The organism is Fibrella arboris (assembly GCF_041321095.1).
GTDB classification, from domain to species: domain Bacteria; phylum Bacteroidota; class Bacteroidia; order Cytophagales; family Spirosomataceae; genus Fibrella; species Fibrella arboris.
Genome location: NZ_JBGGWE010000011.1, coordinates 62,381 through 79,540, shown reverse-complemented (window position 1 = coordinate 79,540; position 17,160 = coordinate 62,381). Strand labels below are relative to the sequence as shown.

The following is a 17,160-nucleotide window of genomic DNA, read 5'->3' as shown; positions in this document are numbered from 1 at the left end:
ACTTATGAGCTAGTTAAACCCTCCCTTATACACCAGTGTGCTACCTGCGCTTTCGTTATGCAGGCGGTCCAGGGCGGTGATCACGTAGGTATACTTTTTCTTCGGGTCGGCGGTGCGGTCAACGAGGCGGTTGCCTTCTTCGGGGCGGCAGATGGTCAGTATGCGGCGAGGATCGGTGGTGCGGGGTAGGCGGACGCCATCGGTGCGGTAAATCACGTAGCAACGTACGCGATCGAGTTCGGTGGCCTGCGCTGGCTCCTGCCAGAATAATTCAACACCGTCAACAGCCGGGGCCGCTTTCAGATTCTGGGGCTGTCCGGGTGGCGTAGCGTCGAGCCAGGACATGGTTGGAATCAGGGCGGGATACTGGTAGAAATTCAGCCGCAACGAATCACGGCTGTTTGCCATGTTTGTTTTCAACGATTTTGCACTGAAAAAAACGCTGCCTGTTACGTCGGCATACTGGCGGTTGTGCCGCATCTGATCGGCCAGTTGGCTGGCCTCTCCCCAGCCGGTGTCCGTTTTAGTAGTCTTGCCCAGCCGGTAAGCGCCCTGCCCAATATACAGGTGATGGTTGCCCCGGTTTTTCACCCACCAGTCCACCAGGGTTTTGTAGTTGGCCCGGTCGAAGCGGGTTGAAAAGTAAATTTGCGGCACCATATAGTCGACCCAGTCTTCACGCGCCCACCGGCGAATATCAGCGTAAAGATCATAATACGCCTGCCCGCCAAAGGTGACTGAACCGTCGGGGTCACTCTTCTGATTTTTCCAGATGCCGAATGGACTAACGCCAAACTTCACCCATGGCTTCACCGCATGAACGGAATCACCAATCTGCCGGATGAGCTTGTCAATGTTTTGCCGCCGCCAGTCGTCAATGGGTAGCTTGTCTGGATTATAGGTCTGAAAAGCCACGCCATCGGCAAACGATTGCCCCACCGCGCCAAACGGATAGAAGTAGTCGTCGAAGTGAATGCCATCTATATCGTAGTTGCGAACAATATTCGCTACCGTTCCGGCCACATAAGCCCGCACCTCGGGTAGGCCGAGGTTGAACAACTTACGGCCGCCATAATCAACCATCCAGCCAGGCCGCTGATAGCTGATGTTGGTCGGGGCAACGCTGGCCGTTTTACTGAACGTGGCCCGGTCGAGGTTTAGCCAGGCGTGAAACTCGAGGTTACGGGAACGGGCCTCGCGAATCATGAATTCCATGGGATCATAAAAGGGATCGGGGGCCAGGCCCTGTTGGCCTGTCAGCCATTCTGACCAGGGTTCGGCGCTCTTAGCGTAAAAGGCATCGGCAGCGGCACGTACCTGAACAACCACCGCATTCAGCCCGGTTTGCTGACTCATATCGAGCAATTCCACAAACTCACGCTGCTGGTCGACAACGGGTAGCCCCTTTTTGCTGGGCCAGTCAATATTGTCGACCGTGGCAATCCAGACCGCCCGGAACTCGCGTTTGAGTGGGGTTGCGCCTGGGTCCAATGGGGGTTCAAGCAGAAGTGTATCGAAAACCGGCGCCGGACGGGGGGGGATTTTGGCGACAGCGATAGTGGCTGGCGTAGGCGGCGAAACGACAGTGGAAACCGACGGCGTGCTGACAAGGACCCGTGTTGATCCACCTGACTTAGTAGCCCGATGGCAGCGAAGTAAACTAAACACGAGGATGAGCACTAGCCCGATACGATAAACGGTACGCATAATAGAGAGTATACAGTCGATTCTATGGCTAAGATACTAGATGACGAAATGTTGTTGAGGAGAAAAATAAACAGGCTTGATTGTCAGCTATTTATAGCTTAGACAAGTTGGCGGGTACGTTGGTTTAATCATAATGTACCCGTAACCTTCACGTAACACTGAGGTAACAGTGCCCCGGTAGTTTTGCGGCATGATTCTAAAACGGATCAACGCCAATATGAAACATCTACTACTTATCTGTTCACTTTTATGCTTATCAGTGAGCGCCTTTTCCCAGACGGGTATCCTGCGAGGTACCATTCGTGATGGGAAAACTAACGAAGCCGTTATCGGAGCCACCGTACAGATAATGGGTCTGGCTACGCCAATGGGCGGCAGCACCGACATTAACGGTCAGTTTGAGTTAAGCAAAGTACCGGCGGGTACACACACGGTTCAGATCAGCTACGTGTCGTACGCTACCAAGTCGATTCCAAACGTCAGGATTGAATCGGGAAATGCCACGGTGCTGGAAACCGAATTAGTCGAGGATAGCAAATCACTCCAGGAAGTGGTTGTAAAAGCTGGCCGGACAACCAACACCGAAATTGCCGTTGTCACTGAGATCAAGCAGATCAAGGCAATGGCCGTGGGTGTATCGGCCCAGCAGATTCAGAAATCGCAAGACCGTGATGCCGCCGCTGCCATTCGTCGCGTACCCGGCGTTAGTATCGTCGATAACCGGTTTGTGCTGATCCGGGGCATGGGTGCCCGGTACAACTCGGTGCTCATTAACGACGTCATCACGCCATCGACGGAAGTAGATACCCGTTCATTTTCATTCGACCTGGTTCCGAGCAACATCATCGACCGGATGATTGTCTATAAAACCGGTCTGGCTGAACTGCCAGGCGATTTCGCCGGTGGCGCCATTAAGATCTACACAAAGCGACGCCCCGAACAGAATTTCCTCGATGCTGGGGTAACAATTGGCTATCGGGGAAGCACAACGGGCCAAGCTGTTCAAACGCATGAACGTGGTGGCTTAAACTGGTTGGGACTATGGGATCGGGATCAGCTACTACCAACTAGCTTTCCTTCCAACTCAGGTACGTTCAATAACCTGGGTTCGCTGCAACGTGCTTCTTACGCCCAATTACTGCCCAACAACTGGGCCTTGCAGCAAACTACGGTGTCGCCTGATATTCGCTTTGCCCTGAACACGGGTCGCCGGTTCGATATTGGCACTATACGGATGAGTAATCTGACCAGTATTAACTACGCGATGACGAATCAGTTTGCCAACGTAGACCAACGGTTGTATGGAAACTCTCCCGTTGCTAACTCTGCTGCTCAGAAGTACAACGACGCAACATATAGTCGGGGAACGCGCCTAGGTATTCTGAATAACTGGTCGGCCCGGATTTCGCCGCTCTTTAATCTCGAGTGGAAAACGCTGTTCAATCAGTTGAGCAGTACGGAGACTACCGTTCGGGAAGGGCAGAACCTAAGCGATAACAATGATGTACGAGCTTACTCCGAGCGATTCGAAAACCGGAGCATCCTGACTACGCAACTGGCCGGTGAGCATACCGTTAATGAATTGACGAAAGTGAACTGGATCGGTAGCTTCGGGTATACGGGCCGCTGGGAGCCTGACTGGCGTCGTGCGCGCTCAACCCGCGCTATAGGTACCGCCGGCCCATTCACCATTGTAACGCCTCAGGATCCTACCGCCACAGAAACGGGCCGTTTCTATTCACGCCTTAAAGAACTTGTTTACTCGGGCGTTGCCAACTACGAGCATACATTCGGTGGTCCAACCGATCGCGAGCCTAACCGGATTAAGGCGGGCGTTTATTACGAACAAAAAAACCGCGATTTCAATGCCCGCTTTTACGGGTACGTTCCTGTAGGCGAAAATTCACTAACCGCCCGGAATAGTGATATTGGCTCAGCCTTTACGGCAGCCAACGTAAACGGATCGAGTGGCTTGACCCTGCGCGATGGTACCCGTGATGTAGACTCGTACCGGGGCCTGAACACCTACTATGCCGGGTACGTCAGTGGCGATGTTTATCTGGGAACCCGCACGAACCTGACCATAGGTTTCCGAGGCGAATACAACGACCAAAGCCTACGGGCTACCATTGCCGGCCTTGACCAGCGGCTGGTGTCTAACCGGATATTCAGTCCCCTACCATCGTTGAACCTGACTTATAAGGTTTCGGATCGCACCAACTTCCGTCTTGCCTATTCGGCAACCATTAACCGGCCCGAGTTCCGGGAGATCGCGCCATTCGAATACTACGATTTCAGCTTACTGGCCACCATCCGGGGAAATACGACGCTGACAACGGCCACCATTCAAAACGTGGATGCCAAGTGGGAATTTTACCCGACTCCGGGCGAGCTTATTTCAGTAACGGGTTTCTATAAGCATTTTCGTAACCCCATTGAGTCATTGCTGCTGTTGAATCCAAACGTGCTTTCGTACACGTTCATGAATGCTCAATCGGCTCAGAACTACGGCGTTGAAATAGAAATTCGGAAAGGATTCCAGGAGTCGGCTAGTGAGTTTTTGAAGAACCTGACGGTTGTTGGTAACCTGTCACTGATCAAGAGCCGCGTCGACGTAGGGGATGTGATCACGGCTCCCGATTTAGGTGGCGAAATTCAACAGTACCGTGGCCTAACATCGGCCGCCCGCCCCCTGGCAGGCCAATCGCCTTATTTGCTGAACCTGGGTGCATACTATGCTGCTCCTAAATCGGGCTGGCAAGGAAATATCCTTTACAACGTATTTGGCCAGCGGATTTTTGCCGTGGGTAACGTAGACGTACCTACCATTTACGAGATGCCCCGCCACGTTGTGGATCTTAACCTGACGAAGACATTCAATAACCGGATTGAACTGCGGTTAGGCATCCAGGATGTGCTTAATCAACCGTTCCAGCTATCCGAAGACTTTAACCGTGATGGTAAGATCGGTTCAGATGTAGCCTCACAAACCGCCAGCGCTGATCAGATTCGCCGTTCATTCCGCCGGGGTAGTTACTACACAGTATCCGCCATTTATACGTTCGGACGCCGGGTAGTTGTGCCCTGATGTCCAAGATTTTACAGTTAACTTAATTCATCCCTCATGCAACTAGTAAACAAACTGGCTTACACGCTGTTAGTCGTCTTCGGACTTGGCACTGCGTTCACTGCCTGTAAAAATGATGATCAGCCAGCCCCCGTGCTGTCAATCACCAACGTAAGCCCTACATCGGCACCGGTCAACAGCACAGTTGTGATTACGGGCACTCAGTTCAACGCGACCCCCGCCAGTAACACAGTTACGTTTGGTGGTAACGCCGTTGCTGAGATTGTATCGGCTTCGACTACTCAGTTGGTGGTGCGGGTGCCAGCCGCCGCCCAGGCAGGGTCTATCGCTGTAGCCACAGGTGGGCAGAAAGTTTCCAGCACGCAGACCTTTTCCATCGGCCCACGGCCTGTTATTGAAAAGACAGGCAATATTACCGCCAATGAAACCTGGAGCCCTGATAATATCTATCTACTTCGCGGCTTCACATACGTAAAATCAGGTGTGACGCTGACCATTTTGCCCGGTACCGTTATCAAGGGAACCGCTGGTGATCAGGATCCGCTTGGGCTAAACAAGGGGGGAACTCTGATTATCGAAGCCGGGGCGAAAATTGTGGCAGCTGGAACGGCTACCAATCCCATCGTTTTCACATCAAGCAAGCCTGCCGGGCAGCGTGGTTATGGTAACTGGGGTGGCGTTGTACTTATCGGCAAAGCACCAATTAACCAGCCAGCTGCTACTGGGTTCGAGGGCGGAATCTCGGGGCAAACAGGTACATACACGGATGTGAATGATAACTCAGGTACGTTACAGTATGTGCGCATCGAATTTCCTGGCATTGCCCTATCGCCTGGTAGCGAAATCAACGGTCTGACCCTGTACGGTGTGGGTGCTGGTACCACAATCGACCATATTCAGGTGTCGTACTCAGGTGACGATTCATACGAATGGTTCGGCGGCACGGTTAACGCGAAATACCTGGTTGCCCATCGTGGCTTCGACGATGATTGGGATACTGACTGGGGCTTTTCAGGAAAAGTACAGTATGCCGTGGCGTTGCGCGATCCAAGTGTAGCTGACCAGTCACGATCAAACGGCTTTGAGTCAGATAACTTCGCCAACACAGGTCAACCAGCAACCGGTAATAATGCCGGCTTGCCATTAACTTCAGCAGTGTTTGCTAACGTGAGCAATTTCGTCTTCAGTGGTACGCCGTCAAACGCTAACACAACAGGCGGTAGCGGTGCTTACCAGTCAGGAATGCACCTGCGTCGTAACACCAACATCAGCATCTTTAACTCACTGCTTTTCGGTTATCCAGAAGGCCTGCGTTTAGATAATGGGGTTGCAGGTGGTACAGGTACATTGGCGAACGTAAACGCCGGTACATTGCAACTGCGTGGTGTTGTTATTGCCAATACACTGTCAGGATCAGCTGTAATCGGCGATAACCTGCCAACAACCGGCATCACTACTGCTCAAGCGCTGACGTTCTTCAATACGGCTGCCTATGGCAATACTGTCATTGCATCGGATCAGGTAGCTACGTTGCTCCTCAATACAAACAACTTCAACCTGACCTCGCCAAACTTCCTGCCAGGTACTGGCTCACCCTTGTTAACCGGCGCTATCTGGGATGGCAAAGGGGCTGATGCTTTCTTCACGAAAGAAACTTTCCGGGGTGCTTTTGGTACTACCAACTGGACAATTGGCTGGACTAACTGGGATCCCCAGAATACAAACTACAACTAGAGGTCAAACTCGGTACAATCTTTTTAATTCATATTGGTGTCGCAATAAAGGCCGGAAGCAATGCTCCCGGCCTTTTTTTTGTCCTTATTTTTTTCCTTCTGCGCGGCAGCGATCACTGCAATACACGACGTTATCCCAATCGCGTTCCCATTTCTTCCGCCAGCTAAACGGACGATTACAGACTGGGCAGACCTTACTGGGGAGATCCGATTTCTTCCGCATTTTCATACATACCTAACCGTGGTCGGCTGCACTTGGTTTAACCAGTCAGATTACCCAATCAGCCAGGTACGTTGCTACTTTTACACTATGGAGAATGAATCAACGAAAGCCCGCATCGGCATCATAAACGTGTCAGACCGGGCCAGTGCCGGTGTATACGAAGATATTCCCGGCAAAGCGGTAGTGGCCCTGCTGACCGACTGGCTTACCTCACCCTGGGAGCCCGTTTATCGGGTTATTCCCGATGAGCAGGATCAGCTGGAACAAACCATGATTGAGATGGCCGATCAGGAAGGGTGCTGCCTGGTCGTGACGACAGGCGGTACCGGCCCGGCCCGGCGTGATGTAACACCCGAAGCGACCGAAGCGGTTTGCCAGAAAATGCTGCCAGGGTTTGGCGAACTGATGCGCCAGGAAAGCCTGAAATACGTGCCCACAGCCATTCTATCGAGACAGACGGCAGGCATTCGTAACCAGACGTTGATCCTCAATTTACCAGGAAAGCCTAAAGCTATCGGTCAGTGCCTGGGCGTTGTCTTCCCGGCTATACCCTACTGCATAGACCTCATTGACGGTCCGTTTCTGACCACCAATGACGCCGTAATGTCAGTATTCAGGCCCAAAGCCTAATATCGAGATTATCGCCGTTTACGCACTGAGTCGACACGGGAAGCGCCACCACGCCGAAGCGAGTCGGGCCGGAGCTTGCGGTCGCGGCGCCGACCAATGGTATCGACGGGCGAAGAAGCAGTACGGCTCCGTGGTTGGGTAGGGCGAGTAGCGGGGGCAGGCTGCGGTTGCTGTACGGTCAGATCGGCGGCCGGCGTGAGGGTCAATCCCAGAAAGAGGAGAAGCGTATTCATTAAAAAGACTGATAATACCTACTAAGGGAATCATTTAACACAGTTGATATATTAAATGATTCCCTTAGTAGTAAACTACTGCTAATTCGTTGTTGAATTTGGGCGCGTTGTTGTACTCTGACTGCCAGTAGTGGTACTACGGGTCCGGTTCGTTGAGTTATTTCCCCGGTTCGTGTCCGTCTGGTCCATAGTTGTACGGTCAGTTGAACGGGTCCGGTTTGAATTTTGCGTTTGTCCATTCCGCATGGTACGATCCGACTGGGTCGAATACGTGCCATTGGTTGTGGTGCTCTGCGTAGTGCCACTCTGTGTGGTACCATTCCGCATTTGCCCCTGTGGATAAGCCGTTGGATTCTGGCCCTGCGGATAGGTTGTGCCGTTAGTCGACGAAGCACTCGGCTGGGTTTGGTACGTACCCGTTGTTGTCGGGTTTGTCGAGTTGTTATAGGTACCGTTGGTCGACGGCGTACCCGTCGTAGTGCCTGTTTGCGGCATGCCAGCTGGTGTTGATGGCACGGTCGACGGTACCGTCGTTGGGGTTGTTGGCGTTGTTTGGGCCGTTGCGTTGAGTGTTAAGCCAGCTACCAGCATAGCACCCAGGAGTGTGATCTTTTTCATGACGTTAAGTTGGTTATCTCTATCGAACTAGTCGATTGATACGTGAATAACGTCTCTGCTTCCTAAGTTGTTAGGCATCAACGAGGAAAAGGTTGAAAAAATGTAAAAATTAATGTGGGGCCAATCGCAGGCTAGCTGGTATCAGGGCCGCTTCAGCAACGCATCGAAAAGAATTTCGGCTGGGTGCTGCGCCACTCGCCCCGTGCCATCTTTAATCTGGTGGCGGCAAGATGTACCTGGCGCTGCCAATAAGGCATCGGCCCGGGCACTACGTATGGCCGGGAAAAGCACAAGCTCACCGATCTGCATCGATAAAGCGTAGTGCTCTGCTTCGTAGCCAAATGAGCCCGCCATGCCGCAGCAGCCCGATGGAATAAGCTCAACCCGATAGTTGGTCGGAATCGATAGCGCATCGACCGATCGGCTTATGAGTGAGAGCGCTTTCTGGTGGCAGTGACCGTGGAGTTTTATTGTACGTGCTTCGCTGGTAAACTGATCGGCCGTAATTCGTCCGGCATCGGCTTCGCTGGCTATCCACTCGTCCAGCAGGTACGTATGCTGAGCTAGCCGACGGGCGTCGGCTTTCAGTGCATCAGGCACCAGGTCAGGGTATTCGTCCCGGAAGGTAAGAATGGCCGACGGTTCCAGGCCAATCAATGGGGTTTCGGCTGAAACGTGATCCCGCAGCGCCAGCACATTGCGGATGGCCAACTCCTTGGCTTCACGCACAAATCCTTTCGACAGGTACGTTCGGCCACTTTCTTCGGCCTTTGGTAGGGAGACTGTATAGCCGAGCGCCTGCATCAGTTTCACGGCTTTTTCGCCAACAGACCCATCGTTGAAGCGCGTGAATTCATCTAAAAACAAGTTTACTGTTTGCTGTTTACTGTTTGCTGTTGCGCTGCTATGTGGTGGAGCAACTGAAGACAGTAAACGGGAAACCGTAAACTCCTCCAGATGCGGCATCGTCCGGTCGGGGTGGAAACCAACCAGCCGGTTGGCGATGCGGCGGAGGGCAGGCGTATTATACAGGCCGTTGTAGGCCCAGGGCACATAGCTGGCGAGCTTCATCAGGCGCGTGAAATTTCCGACAAGTCTGGCCCGGAGCGGTATTCCTTTTTCATCGTACAGCTGCTGCGTGAACTCGGCCTTCATGCGGGTCATGTCTACGCTACTGGGGCATTCGGCCTTGCAGGCTTTGCAGGATAGACATAGATCGAGCACGTCTTTCACTTCGGCCTCAGCAACGCTTTTACCGCTATAGAAATGGCGCAGCATATTGGCCCTGGCACGGGTGGTGTCATGCTCGCGGCGGGTGGCCATGTAGCTGGGACACATGGTTCCGCCCGAGAGGTGGGTTTTGCGGCAGTCTCCAGAGCCTGAGCATTTTTCGGCGGCTTCGAGCAGGCCACCCGCCGCGCTGAAATCGAAGACGGTCTTAGGCTGCGGAATAACAACATCGGCCGGGTAGCGTAGCTGCTCGTTCATGGGTGGGCTATCAACCACTTTGCCTGGGTTAAACAGATTCTGAGGATCCCAGCGTGCTTTTACGTCTTTACAGAGCTGATAGTTTTCGGGGCCAAGCATGTAGGCGATAAACTCGCCGCGCAACCGTCCGTCGCCGTGTTCGCCCGAGAGGGAGCCCCCGTATTTCTTCACCAACTGGGCTGTATCGCGCAATAACGCCCGGAAGGTTTCGCGGCCGGGTGTCGTTTTCAGGTTGATCAAAGGGAGTACGTGCAGCTCACCGGCTCCCGCATGTGCCGAATACTCAAGATCGAGGCCGTGGTTTTCTTTGGCCATCACGGTCAGCTCATCGATGTAGTCGGGCAGGTCGGTAGGCGCTACGGCGCAGTCTTCGATCACGTTGGCGGGTTTGGCATCGCCAGGTACGTTATACATGATGCTCAAGCCAGCCTTGCGCAGCGCCCACGGTTTTTTGGTATCGTCGCCAAACAGCACCGGATAAGCATACCCTAATCCGTTCGCCTGCAAGGCCTCCACAAATTGCGCTGTCCGGGCCTGCACTTCCTGTTCCGTTTCGCCAAAAAACTCGACCATCAGCACGGCCTTTGGGTCTCCCTCCACGAAAGCCCGGTTCTTGGCCTGCTCGATATTCGTTTTCGTTAACTGAAGAATGTAATCGTCGACCAGTTCAGAGGCATAGCAATGGTGGTCCAGCGCCACCAGATTGGCTTCCAGTGATTGACGTAGTGTTTCGAAATGCGCGCATACCAGACCCACGTGTGCAGGCGGCAGCGGCAATAGGTTCAGTTTGGCTTCCGTAATGAAACAAAGTGTGCCTTCTGACCCGGCAATGAGGTGAGCGAGGTTTATGCCGTCCCTCACCCCCGGCCCCTCTCCCAACGTGGGCGGTCCGCCGCTGCGGGAGGGGCCGGGGGTGAGGGACGCCACCAACGCATCCAGTGCGTAGCCGGTATTGCGGCGGCTGACGGCCGGGTTGGGGTAACCGTCGCGGATCTGCTGGCAGATAGTGGAATCAGAAAGCCAGCTATGAACCTGTTGGTATATCTGCTGTTCAAGCGGGCTCACAACATGCTCGCCCCGACATTTTGCGGCAAATTCATCGCTGCTCAACTGGCCAAAGGTTACCTCGGCGCCGTCGGCCAGTACTGCCCGCACCTCAAGGAGATGGTCGCGGGTGGTGCCCCAGACAATCGAATGCAGGCCGCAGGAGTTGTTGCCAATCATTCCGCCGATCATGGCCCGGCTGGCCGTTGAGGTTTCGGGCCCGAACATGAGGCCGTAGGGTTTCAGGGCTACGTTCAGGTCGTCGCGGATAACGCCCGGCTGCACACGTACCCAGCGCTCGTCGGGATCGATGGCGAGGATGCTGGTAAAATAGGTGCCAATATCTGCTACGATGCCATTGCCCACTACCTGCCCGGCCAGCGAGGTACCGGCAGCGCGGGGAATCAGGCCCAGTGGTGCGCCGGGTTGGGTATTCGTTTTTACGAACCGGATCAACCGCTTGATGTCTTCGACCGTACGCGGAATGGCTACCGCTACCGGCATCTCCTGATACACGGAGGCGTCGGTAGCATAGATGGCCCGTTGTGCCAGGTGCTCGGCCGAATCCGAAAAGTACAGATCGCCCTCAAAGGATTGTCGAAGGCTGCTAAAGGGTAAAGCGGGCTTTGGCGTAGTCGTAACCATTTTGTAAAGATACGGCTAGCTGATATGCCTACCAGCTACATCCACACCGGTTAAAAGGCGAGACTGATGAACAAACGACTGCAACCGCTTATCAGGAGGCCGCCTACTGATCTGTTTTTCACTGGCCAGGGCTACGAGGAATGGTCGCTGGTAATGACCCAGCGCCCTTTTTTCTTTTCCCAGAGAAGGGTAAAATGGCCACCTGCATCGCCAATTTTGGGGCGGGTCAAATGCCATTTGCCGATAACGTAAGCCACGTTCCTGCCAGGGAAGTCAAGTGTCAGGATGGTGAAAACCAGCGTACCCATGCTGTCGCGGTCGGGGTAGCGTTTCTTGTAGTTGGCCAATGTGGCGTCGTAGCCGTAAGTGATGCCGGCTTTACCAACAAATGTCAGCGAATCAGAAGGCCAGTAGCCGTTCATGAAGTCGGTTACCCGGCCGGCATTCCAATCATCAGTCTGGCGTTTCAACAGGCCCAGAATTGTTTGCCGGTCGGCAGTGGTTTGCGCGTAAGAAGTAGCCATGTTGCTGGTAGCGACAACAGACAGCACGAGAAGAAAACAGAGGTGTCTCATTTTTTGGCGAACTTTGCAGCATGAAATGGCTACGTGATTTTTATCGGGAATATAAGCCTTATGTATTTTCCGACGGGTGGTATTACTTGTTTATCCTCGTATTCATTGCCCTGATGTTCATTTTTTTCGCCTGATACATGGCCACTACCGATCTGCTCGTTATCATTAACCCGTTGTCGGGTACGTTGCCACTGGCTCAGAAAGAAGGGCTGCGCGCCTTCATCGCCGCCGAAGCCGGCCGGCAGGCATACCACCCCGAGATGGTGACGACTGCTTATGCGGGGCATGCTACCGAGCTGGCAGCGCAGGCTGTGCAACAGGGCATTCGCCGGGTGCTGGTCATGGGTGGTGACGGAACGATCAACGAAACAGCCCGTGCGCTCAGGCACACCTCTACTGCGCTGGGTATTGTGCCAATGGGCTCGGGCAACGGCTTGGCGCGTCATCTGGGATTGCCAATGAACCCGCAGAAAGCGGTGACGCGGGCACTGGCCGGTAAACCGGTACTGATTGACAGCGGTGAATTGAACAGGCACCCGTTCTTCTGCACGGCCGGGCTGGGTTTTGAAGCGTATGTAGCCCATGCCTTTGCGCGGCAACCTGTTCGGGGGCTACAGACATACATCAAAACGGCCTATCAGTCCTTTTGGAGCTACCGGCCTGCCACCTACGTGATCAACGATAAAAAGACCGGCCCGCTCTTTTCATTGACGGCCGCCAATGCGGGACAGTTTGGGAACAATGCCTGGGTGGCGCCAACCGCCAACATTGCCGACGGTAAACTGGACCTCTGCCAGATAAAGCTGTTTCCAACACACATGGTCAGTGTAATCGGCTGGCAGTTGTTTCGCAAGACATTGAACCAGTCGACCTACTGGTCTGGGCAGCGCCTACAGGAGGCCACTATCCAAAGCGATGCCCCTTTGCTGGCCCACGCAGACGGAGAACCCTTAACGTTGCCCGGCGAAAGCTGTACCGTTCGGGTATTGCCCGGTAGTTTATTAGTATTGATGTAAACCGTGAGGTCAGCTACTATGAGTAAGAAAAACTATACAGGGATAGTCTATTCAACGAATCCCGATCACGAATACGAAACAAACAGCGAGCCTGCCGCCGATACGTTACCACCGCAGCAGCAACAGCTTAAACTATGGCTTGACCGGAAAGGGGGCGGGAAAGTGGTGACGGTTGTGCGGGGCTTTATCGGTACTGATGCCGATCTGGCTGACCTTGGGAAGCAGCTGAAGAATAGCTGTGGGACGGGGGGGACTGTCAAAGACGGCGAAATTCAGATTCAGGGCGATCACCGGGAAAAAATCCTGGCGTACCTGACTGGCAAGAAATACGGTGCCAGAAAAGCGGGTGGGTAAGCGCACGAACAACGTACCCAGCCCCTCTGATGCGTAGGAGCTGGCTGGGTACGTTGTTCATGGTTCATTATCAATGTGCACATTGGCTGCCAGTACGGAGTTGGCTTTACCCGTGAAAGTGCCACTAACGGGGGCGGTCAGCTCTGCTTTGGCCGATGAAGCCAGAAAAATGTGATTATTGACAACCACCGTATTTTCAGTAGGGTCGAAACCGCGCCACCCGGCACCGGGTAAATACACTTCGGCCCAGGCGTGAAGTTGATGTTCCTGCTGTGCTGAGCCAAAGAGGTACCCGCTCACGAACCGGGCAGCAATACCGAGGCTTCGGCAGGCAGCCATGAACAGGGTGGTGTAGTCACGGCACGAACCGCGCTGCTCCAGCAGCGTCTGCTCGGGCGGGTACGGAGCCCCTTCTTCCCGAACGGCATACGTAAACTGCCGGATGGCATTATTCAGTGCTATTAGAAAGGGGACTGTCTGCCAGTTAACTCCCGACGCCAACTGCCGCGCCCAGGTTTCAATGGTAGGCGTTACGCCTTCGCGGGTCAGGTACGTTTCGAGAAGTGGACGTACCTCGGCCGGGTATTTTAGCGGAACGCGCTGGGCTTCAAACGGAAAAAGCACAAAGTCGAGCGAATTGAAGGGGTCAGAATCAACCTCTACCTCAGCGGTGATATGCAGTTGACTGGTAGGGCCGCTGAAATAAACCAGCTGCTGTACATTCCCTTCTACATCTACGTTTCGGACCACCTTCGATGGGGTTGGTTCGATCGTCAGCTCATACTGTTGCAGGCGCTGATACGGGTACGTGCGCGGATACAGGTAGAGCATATGCGGTTGCAGCACAACGGGGTGGTCATACTGGTATCGCAGCTGATGCTTAACAGACAGGCGCATGAGGGTATAGACGTTAGTCAGAAAGTATGCTAAAGAGTCGGTAGGCAGTGGTTTCGCTGGCGATTACCTACGCGCCCTGCCCGTTTCCTACTGCCACTTTATCGAAGATGGGGTCCATCCAATAGGTAGGAAGCCTGCGCACCGAGTTATTAAGCAACGCGCTCCATTGGTGCGAGATTTCGTCCATATCGTCTTTCTCCAGCCGGTGTTCGGTCATGTGAAAGCTGTCTTTAGTATAGACCACTACATCGAGCGGGTAATCCACATCGTTGGCACTGACGCGGGTAGCATCGAAGGCCAGAAAGCCAATTTTCAAGGCTTCCTGAAGCGTGGCGTCATAGGTTAAATTTCTGAATAACAGCGGCTTGCCATACCCGGAATTGCCAATGATCTTAAAAAGAGACCCCGAATCGACTTCAACCCAGTTGCCCTCCGGGTAGAGCAAAAAAAGCTTGTGCTCGTCATCGTCCTGTAACTGGCCGCCCACAATGGCATTGAGGTTGAAGTGCATCCCCGACGCCTGAATCGACTCTTTGTCTTCGGCTGCCACCCGTTTGACCTGTTCGCCAAAGGCATTCACGGCTTTGTAGAGCTTGTTGAATGTCTGGTCCTGTTCGGCCAGTACTTCGCGGAAATACGTTATGGCTTTATCACGCACTGACCGTAGGCCCGAGGTCATAATGAACAGCGAATGATTCTTGACCTCGTGGACAGTGATCTTCCGGTTCATGGAAACTTCGGTGCCCGACGTCAACCGTGTGTCGGCGATAGCTACCAGACCTGATTTTACTTTTATTCCTAAGCAATACGTCATTAGAGCCGCGAGGTGGATGTGTAACGGGCAAATATAAACCGTTTTCCCATTTAGCTTGTCCGGCAGCAGAGGTTTATCTGCTCGGCGTTTGCCCTAATGTACACCTCTACTCTACTAACAAGCGCCGCCGGCTTTGTTCCCGGACTATTAATGTGGCGTGTCGGGGTTAGCCCCTGAACGCGGCCGGAGCGCAAACAAATCGAAGCGGCGGTGGCCAAGTTCCTGTTCCATATCGCTGAGCTCAATATGCAAGGCATTGATGGAGATAGAGATCTCGACCACCGAAATGACCAGTGCCGAAATCTGAAGTACCAGGGCCAGCCCAAACAGATAACTGGCTGCCAGCTGATTGTTCCAGTAGATCAGCGCCATACACACGGCACTTACCAGCAGGCTCAGCACCGCCAGAATCTGGATGTTGCGAATCAGACGGAGACGACGGTGAAGGTTTCTAATTTGGTCAACATAAACCGTCTCGGGGTTGGTCCTGAATTTATCGTGCAAATCACGGATAAGGCTGGCAATAGCCAGAAAACGGTTGGTAAAGGCAATCATCAACAACGAAACTGTTGAAAAAAGAAGGGCTGGTGTGCTGATAGTGAGTTCCATAGCGGATTGTCGATAGGCATGTTCACCGACTACCTGCCGAAACATCGTAACTTGCAGCCTTTGTTCAAAAGGGTACCATTTATATGGCTGATAAACGTAGTCCAGCACTGATTTTTATCTTCATTACGGTTCTTGTCGACTGTATTGGCATTGGGTTGATTGTGCCGGTGGTGCCCAGATTGATTGAAGAGCTAACGGGCCAGGGACTAAGCGTGGCCTCGCAGTATGGCGGGTGGCTCACGTTTGCCTATGCCGTCATGCAGTTTGTTTGCGCACCCATTCTGGGTGGCCTCAGCGACCAGTACGGGCGCAGGCCGGTGCTGCTTATCTCCCTGTTCGGCCTGGGGCTCGACTTCCTGGTATCGGCTTATTCGCCCACAATCGGCTGGCTGTTTTTTGCCCGTATTGCGGCTGGTATCTGCGGGGCCAGCTTCACAACGGCCAGCGCCTACATTGCTGATATCAGCACGCCTGATAAACGGGCGCAGAACTTCGGACTTATCGGCGCCGCCTTTGGCCTGGGCTTTATCGTTGGGCCAACGCTGGGCGCTCTGTTCAGCAGTTACGGCATCAGGGCTCCTTTCTACGCCGCAGCCTGCCTGTCGTTAGTAAACTGGCTGTATGGTTATTTTGTGCTGCCCGAATCCTTGTCGCTGGAAAACCGGCGGGCTTTTAGCTGGCAGCGGGCCAATCCAGTTGGGTCGTTTAAAGCGTTACGGCGCTACCGGTCGTTGGTAGGCCTGATCGTGGCACTGGCTTTCCTGTATGTGGCGGGGCAGGTGATGCAGTCGGTATGGGGGTATTTCACGATGCTGCGCTTTAATTGGGATACGAAAATGGTTGGCATTTCGCTGGGTCTTATCGGGCTGGCCGTCGCCATCGTGCAAGGTGGACTGATTCGCGTCATCATTCCGAGAATTGGCCAAAAACGGTCTGTTTTTTTAGGCATGATCATTTATGTGTTCAGCTTTCTGGGCTTCGCTTTCGCCAATGAGAGCTGGATGGCCTTCGCGCTTATTGTTCCCTACTCGTTTGCTGGCATAACAGGGCCTGCAATCCAGGGAATTATTTCGGGACAGGTGCCTCCTAATGAACAGGGCGAATTGCAGGGGGCATTAACCAGCCTGATGAGTCTTACGGCTATTGTTAGCCCGGTATTGATGACGAATCTGTTTGCCTATTTTACCAAGCCAGGTGCGCCCATTTACTTTCCCGGGGCGCCGTATATGGCCGGAGGGGTATGCACACTCATTGCCATTGCCTTCACGGTTGGTGCCCTGAAAGAGTACGTGCAGCCCCAGTCTCCTAAACCGGTGGCTAGTCACATCGATCATTCTTAGGCAGTAGGTACCGTGAATTATGGACACTTCTGTCAGTAACTAATTGATAATTAGTGTATTGCTTTGCATGCGGGCCCTTCGACCAGGTTTAATCCATAACTCATGTGAGTTATGGGCCAAGACCCTAAAATCGCTGTCAAAAACAA

15 protein-coding genes are annotated in these 17,160 nt (G+C 53.5%); 6 read left to right on the top strand and 9 right to left on the bottom strand.

The genetic code is table 11. From position 1 onward, the window contains the following. Window positions 1-9: 9 nt before the first annotated feature. A complete protein-coding gene (locus tag ACAW75_RS18790; RefSeq protein WP_370730287.1) occupies window positions 10-1,707 on the bottom strand; it encodes a glycoside hydrolase family 10-like protein in 1,698 nt (565 codons plus the stop codon). A 217-nt stretch (window positions 1,708-1,924) separates the two neighbouring features. Here ACAW75_RS18790 and ACAW75_RS18785 point away from each other — a divergent pair, with 217 nt between their 5' ends. Both ACAW75_RS18785 and ACAW75_RS18780 read left to right on the top strand, forming a co-directional pair. Then, on the top strand, window positions 1,925-4,795 hold the full coding sequence (locus ACAW75_RS18785; RefSeq protein WP_370730286.1) for a TonB-dependent receptor: 2,871 nt from the start codon (window positions 1,925-1,927) through the stop codon (window positions 4,793-4,795). A 36-nt stretch (window positions 4,796-4,831) separates the two neighbouring features. After that, on the top strand, window positions 4,832-6,529 hold the full coding sequence (locus ACAW75_RS18780) for a beta-helix domain-containing protein (protein WP_370730285.1): 1,698 nt from the start codon (window positions 4,832-4,834) through the stop codon (window positions 6,527-6,529). Between the two features lie 84 nt (window positions 6,530-6,613). Here ACAW75_RS18780 and ACAW75_RS18775 read toward each other — a convergent pair whose 3' ends face one another. Next, the gene (locus ACAW75_RS18775) at window positions 6,614-6,757 is read right to left on the bottom strand and encodes a DUF2256 domain-containing protein (protein WP_370730284.1); all 144 of its coding nucleotides are present in this window, start codon (window positions 6,755-6,757) and stop codon (window positions 6,614-6,616) included. 81 nt (window positions 6,758-6,838) lie between these two features. Between ACAW75_RS18775 and mog the strand changes: the two genes are divergently transcribed. Next, complete coding sequence (gene mog, locus ACAW75_RS18770) at window positions 6,839-7,381, top strand: molybdopterin adenylyltransferase (protein WP_370730283.1); 543 nt, start codon at window positions 6,839-6,841, stop codon at window positions 7,379-7,381. A gap of 8 nt (window positions 7,382-7,389) precedes the next feature. On the opposite strand, the gene ACAW75_RS18765 is transcribed toward mog, so the two are convergent. The 4 genes from ACAW75_RS18765 to ACAW75_RS18750 all read right to left on the bottom strand — a co-directional run bounded on the left by ACAW75_RS18765 (window position 7,390) and on the right by ACAW75_RS18750 (window position 11,933). Further along, window positions 7,390-7,614, bottom strand: a complete 225-nt coding sequence (locus ACAW75_RS18765; protein ID WP_370730282.1) for a hypothetical protein — start codon at window positions 7,612-7,614, stop codon at window positions 7,390-7,392. A gap of 81 nt (window positions 7,615-7,695) precedes the next feature. Continuing rightward, the gene (locus tag ACAW75_RS18760) at window positions 7,696-8,232 is read right to left on the bottom strand and encodes a hypothetical protein (protein ID WP_370730281.1); all 537 of its coding nucleotides are present in this window, start codon (window positions 8,230-8,232) and stop codon (window positions 7,696-7,698) included. Window positions 8,233-8,373: 141 nt separating this feature from the next. After that, window positions 8,374-11,409: an FAD-binding and (Fe-S)-binding domain-containing protein gene (locus ACAW75_RS18755; RefSeq protein WP_370730280.1), complete on the bottom strand. Its 3,036-nt coding sequence runs from the start codon at window positions 11,407-11,409 to the stop codon at window positions 8,374-8,376. A 131-nt stretch (window positions 11,410-11,540) separates the two neighbouring features. Next, a complete protein-coding gene (locus tag ACAW75_RS18750) occupies window positions 11,541-11,933 on the bottom strand; it encodes a YybH family protein (protein WP_370730279.1) in 393 nt (130 codons plus the stop codon). A 188-nt stretch (window positions 11,934-12,121) separates the two neighbouring features. Here ACAW75_RS18750 and ACAW75_RS18745 point away from each other — a divergent pair, with 188 nt between their 5' ends. Both ACAW75_RS18745 and ACAW75_RS18740 read left to right on the top strand, forming a co-directional pair. Then, window positions 12,122-13,000, top strand: a complete 879-nt coding sequence (locus tag ACAW75_RS18745) for a diacylglycerol/lipid kinase family protein (protein WP_370730278.1) — start codon at window positions 12,122-12,124, stop codon at window positions 12,998-13,000. An 18-nt stretch (window positions 13,001-13,018) separates the two neighbouring features. Next, complete coding sequence (locus ACAW75_RS18740) at window positions 13,019-13,354, top strand: translation initiation factor (protein ID WP_370730277.1); 336 nt, start codon at window positions 13,019-13,021, stop codon at window positions 13,352-13,354. A gap of 57 nt (window positions 13,355-13,411) precedes the next feature. Here ACAW75_RS18740 and ACAW75_RS18735 read toward each other — a convergent pair whose 3' ends face one another. The 3 genes from ACAW75_RS18735 to ACAW75_RS18725 all read right to left on the bottom strand — a co-directional run bounded on the left by ACAW75_RS18735 (window position 13,412) and on the right by ACAW75_RS18725 (window position 15,674). Beyond that, window positions 13,412-14,251 (bottom strand): transglutaminase family protein, encoded by an 840-nt coding sequence (locus ACAW75_RS18735; RefSeq protein WP_370730276.1) that lies wholly within the window; start codon window positions 14,249-14,251, stop codon window positions 13,412-13,414. A 67-nt stretch (window positions 14,252-14,318) separates the two neighbouring features. Continuing rightward, window positions 14,319-15,065 (bottom strand): proteasome-type protease, encoded by a 747-nt coding sequence (locus ACAW75_RS18730; RefSeq protein ID WP_370730275.1) that lies wholly within the window; start codon window positions 15,063-15,065, stop codon window positions 14,319-14,321. 147 nt (window positions 15,066-15,212) lie between these two features. Next, window positions 15,213-15,674, bottom strand: a complete 462-nt coding sequence (locus ACAW75_RS18725; protein WP_370730274.1) for a DUF2721 domain-containing protein — start codon at window positions 15,672-15,674, stop codon at window positions 15,213-15,215. Between the two features lie 83 nt (window positions 15,675-15,757). Here ACAW75_RS18725 and ACAW75_RS18720 point away from each other — a divergent pair, with 83 nt between their 5' ends. After that, complete coding sequence (locus tag ACAW75_RS18720) at window positions 15,758-17,014, top strand: TCR/Tet family MFS transporter (protein WP_370730273.1); 1,257 nt, start codon at window positions 15,758-15,760, stop codon at window positions 17,012-17,014. Window positions 17,015-17,160: the final 146 nt, after the last annotated feature.

Bases quoted from the DNA above. Each gene is read 5' to 3' on its own strand.
- ACAW75_RS18720 (WP_370730273.1), top strand. From the start codon at position 15,758: ATGGCTGATAAACGTAGTCCAGCACTGATTTTTATCTTCATTACGGTT.
- ACAW75_RS18750 (WP_370730279.1), bottom strand. From the start codon at position 11,933: ATGGCTACTTCTTACGCGCAAACCACTGCCGACCGGCAAACAATTCTG.
- ACAW75_RS18785 (WP_370730286.1), top strand. From the start codon at position 1,925: ATGAAACATCTACTACTTATCTGTTCACTTTTATGCTTATCAGTGAGC.
- ACAW75_RS18740 (WP_370730277.1), top strand. From the start codon at position 13,019: ATGAGTAAGAAAAACTATACAGGGATAGTCTATTCAACGAATCCCGAT.
- ACAW75_RS18765 (WP_370730282.1), bottom strand. From the start codon at position 7,614: ATGAATACGCTTCTCCTCTTTCTGGGATTGACCCTCACGCCGGCCGCC.
- ACAW75_RS18725 (WP_370730274.1), bottom strand. From the start codon at position 15,674: ATGGAACTCACTATCAGCACACCAGCCCTTCTTTTTTCAACAGTTTCG.
- ACAW75_RS18780 (WP_370730285.1), top strand. From the start codon at position 4,832: ATGCAACTAGTAAACAAACTGGCTTACACGCTGTTAGTCGTCTTCGGA.
- ACAW75_RS18755 (WP_370730280.1), bottom strand. From the start codon at position 11,409: ATGGTTACGACTACGCCAAAGCCCGCTTTACCCTTTAGCAGCCTTCGA.
- ACAW75_RS18760 (WP_370730281.1), bottom strand. From the start codon at position 8,232: ATGAAAAAGATCACACTCCTGGGTGCTATGCTGGTAGCTGGCTTAACA.
- ACAW75_RS18745 (WP_370730278.1), top strand. From the start codon at position 12,122: ATGGCCACTACCGATCTGCTCGTTATCATTAACCCGTTGTCGGGTACG.
- ACAW75_RS18790 (WP_370730287.1), bottom strand. From the start codon at position 1,707: ATGCGTACCGTTTATCGTATCGGGCTAGTGCTCATCCTCGTGTTTAGT.
- mog (WP_370730283.1), top strand. From the start codon at position 6,839: ATGGAGAATGAATCAACGAAAGCCCGCATCGGCATCATAAACGTGTCA.
- ACAW75_RS18775 (WP_370730284.1), bottom strand. From the start codon at position 6,757: ATGAAAATGCGGAAGAAATCGGATCTCCCCAGTAAGGTCTGCCCAGTC.
- ACAW75_RS18735 (WP_370730276.1), bottom strand. From the start codon at position 14,251: ATGCGCCTGTCTGTTAAGCATCAGCTGCGATACCAGTATGACCACCCC.
- ACAW75_RS18730 (WP_370730275.1), bottom strand. From the start codon at position 15,065: ATGACGTATTGCTTAGGAATAAAAGTAAAATCAGGTCTGGTAGCTATC.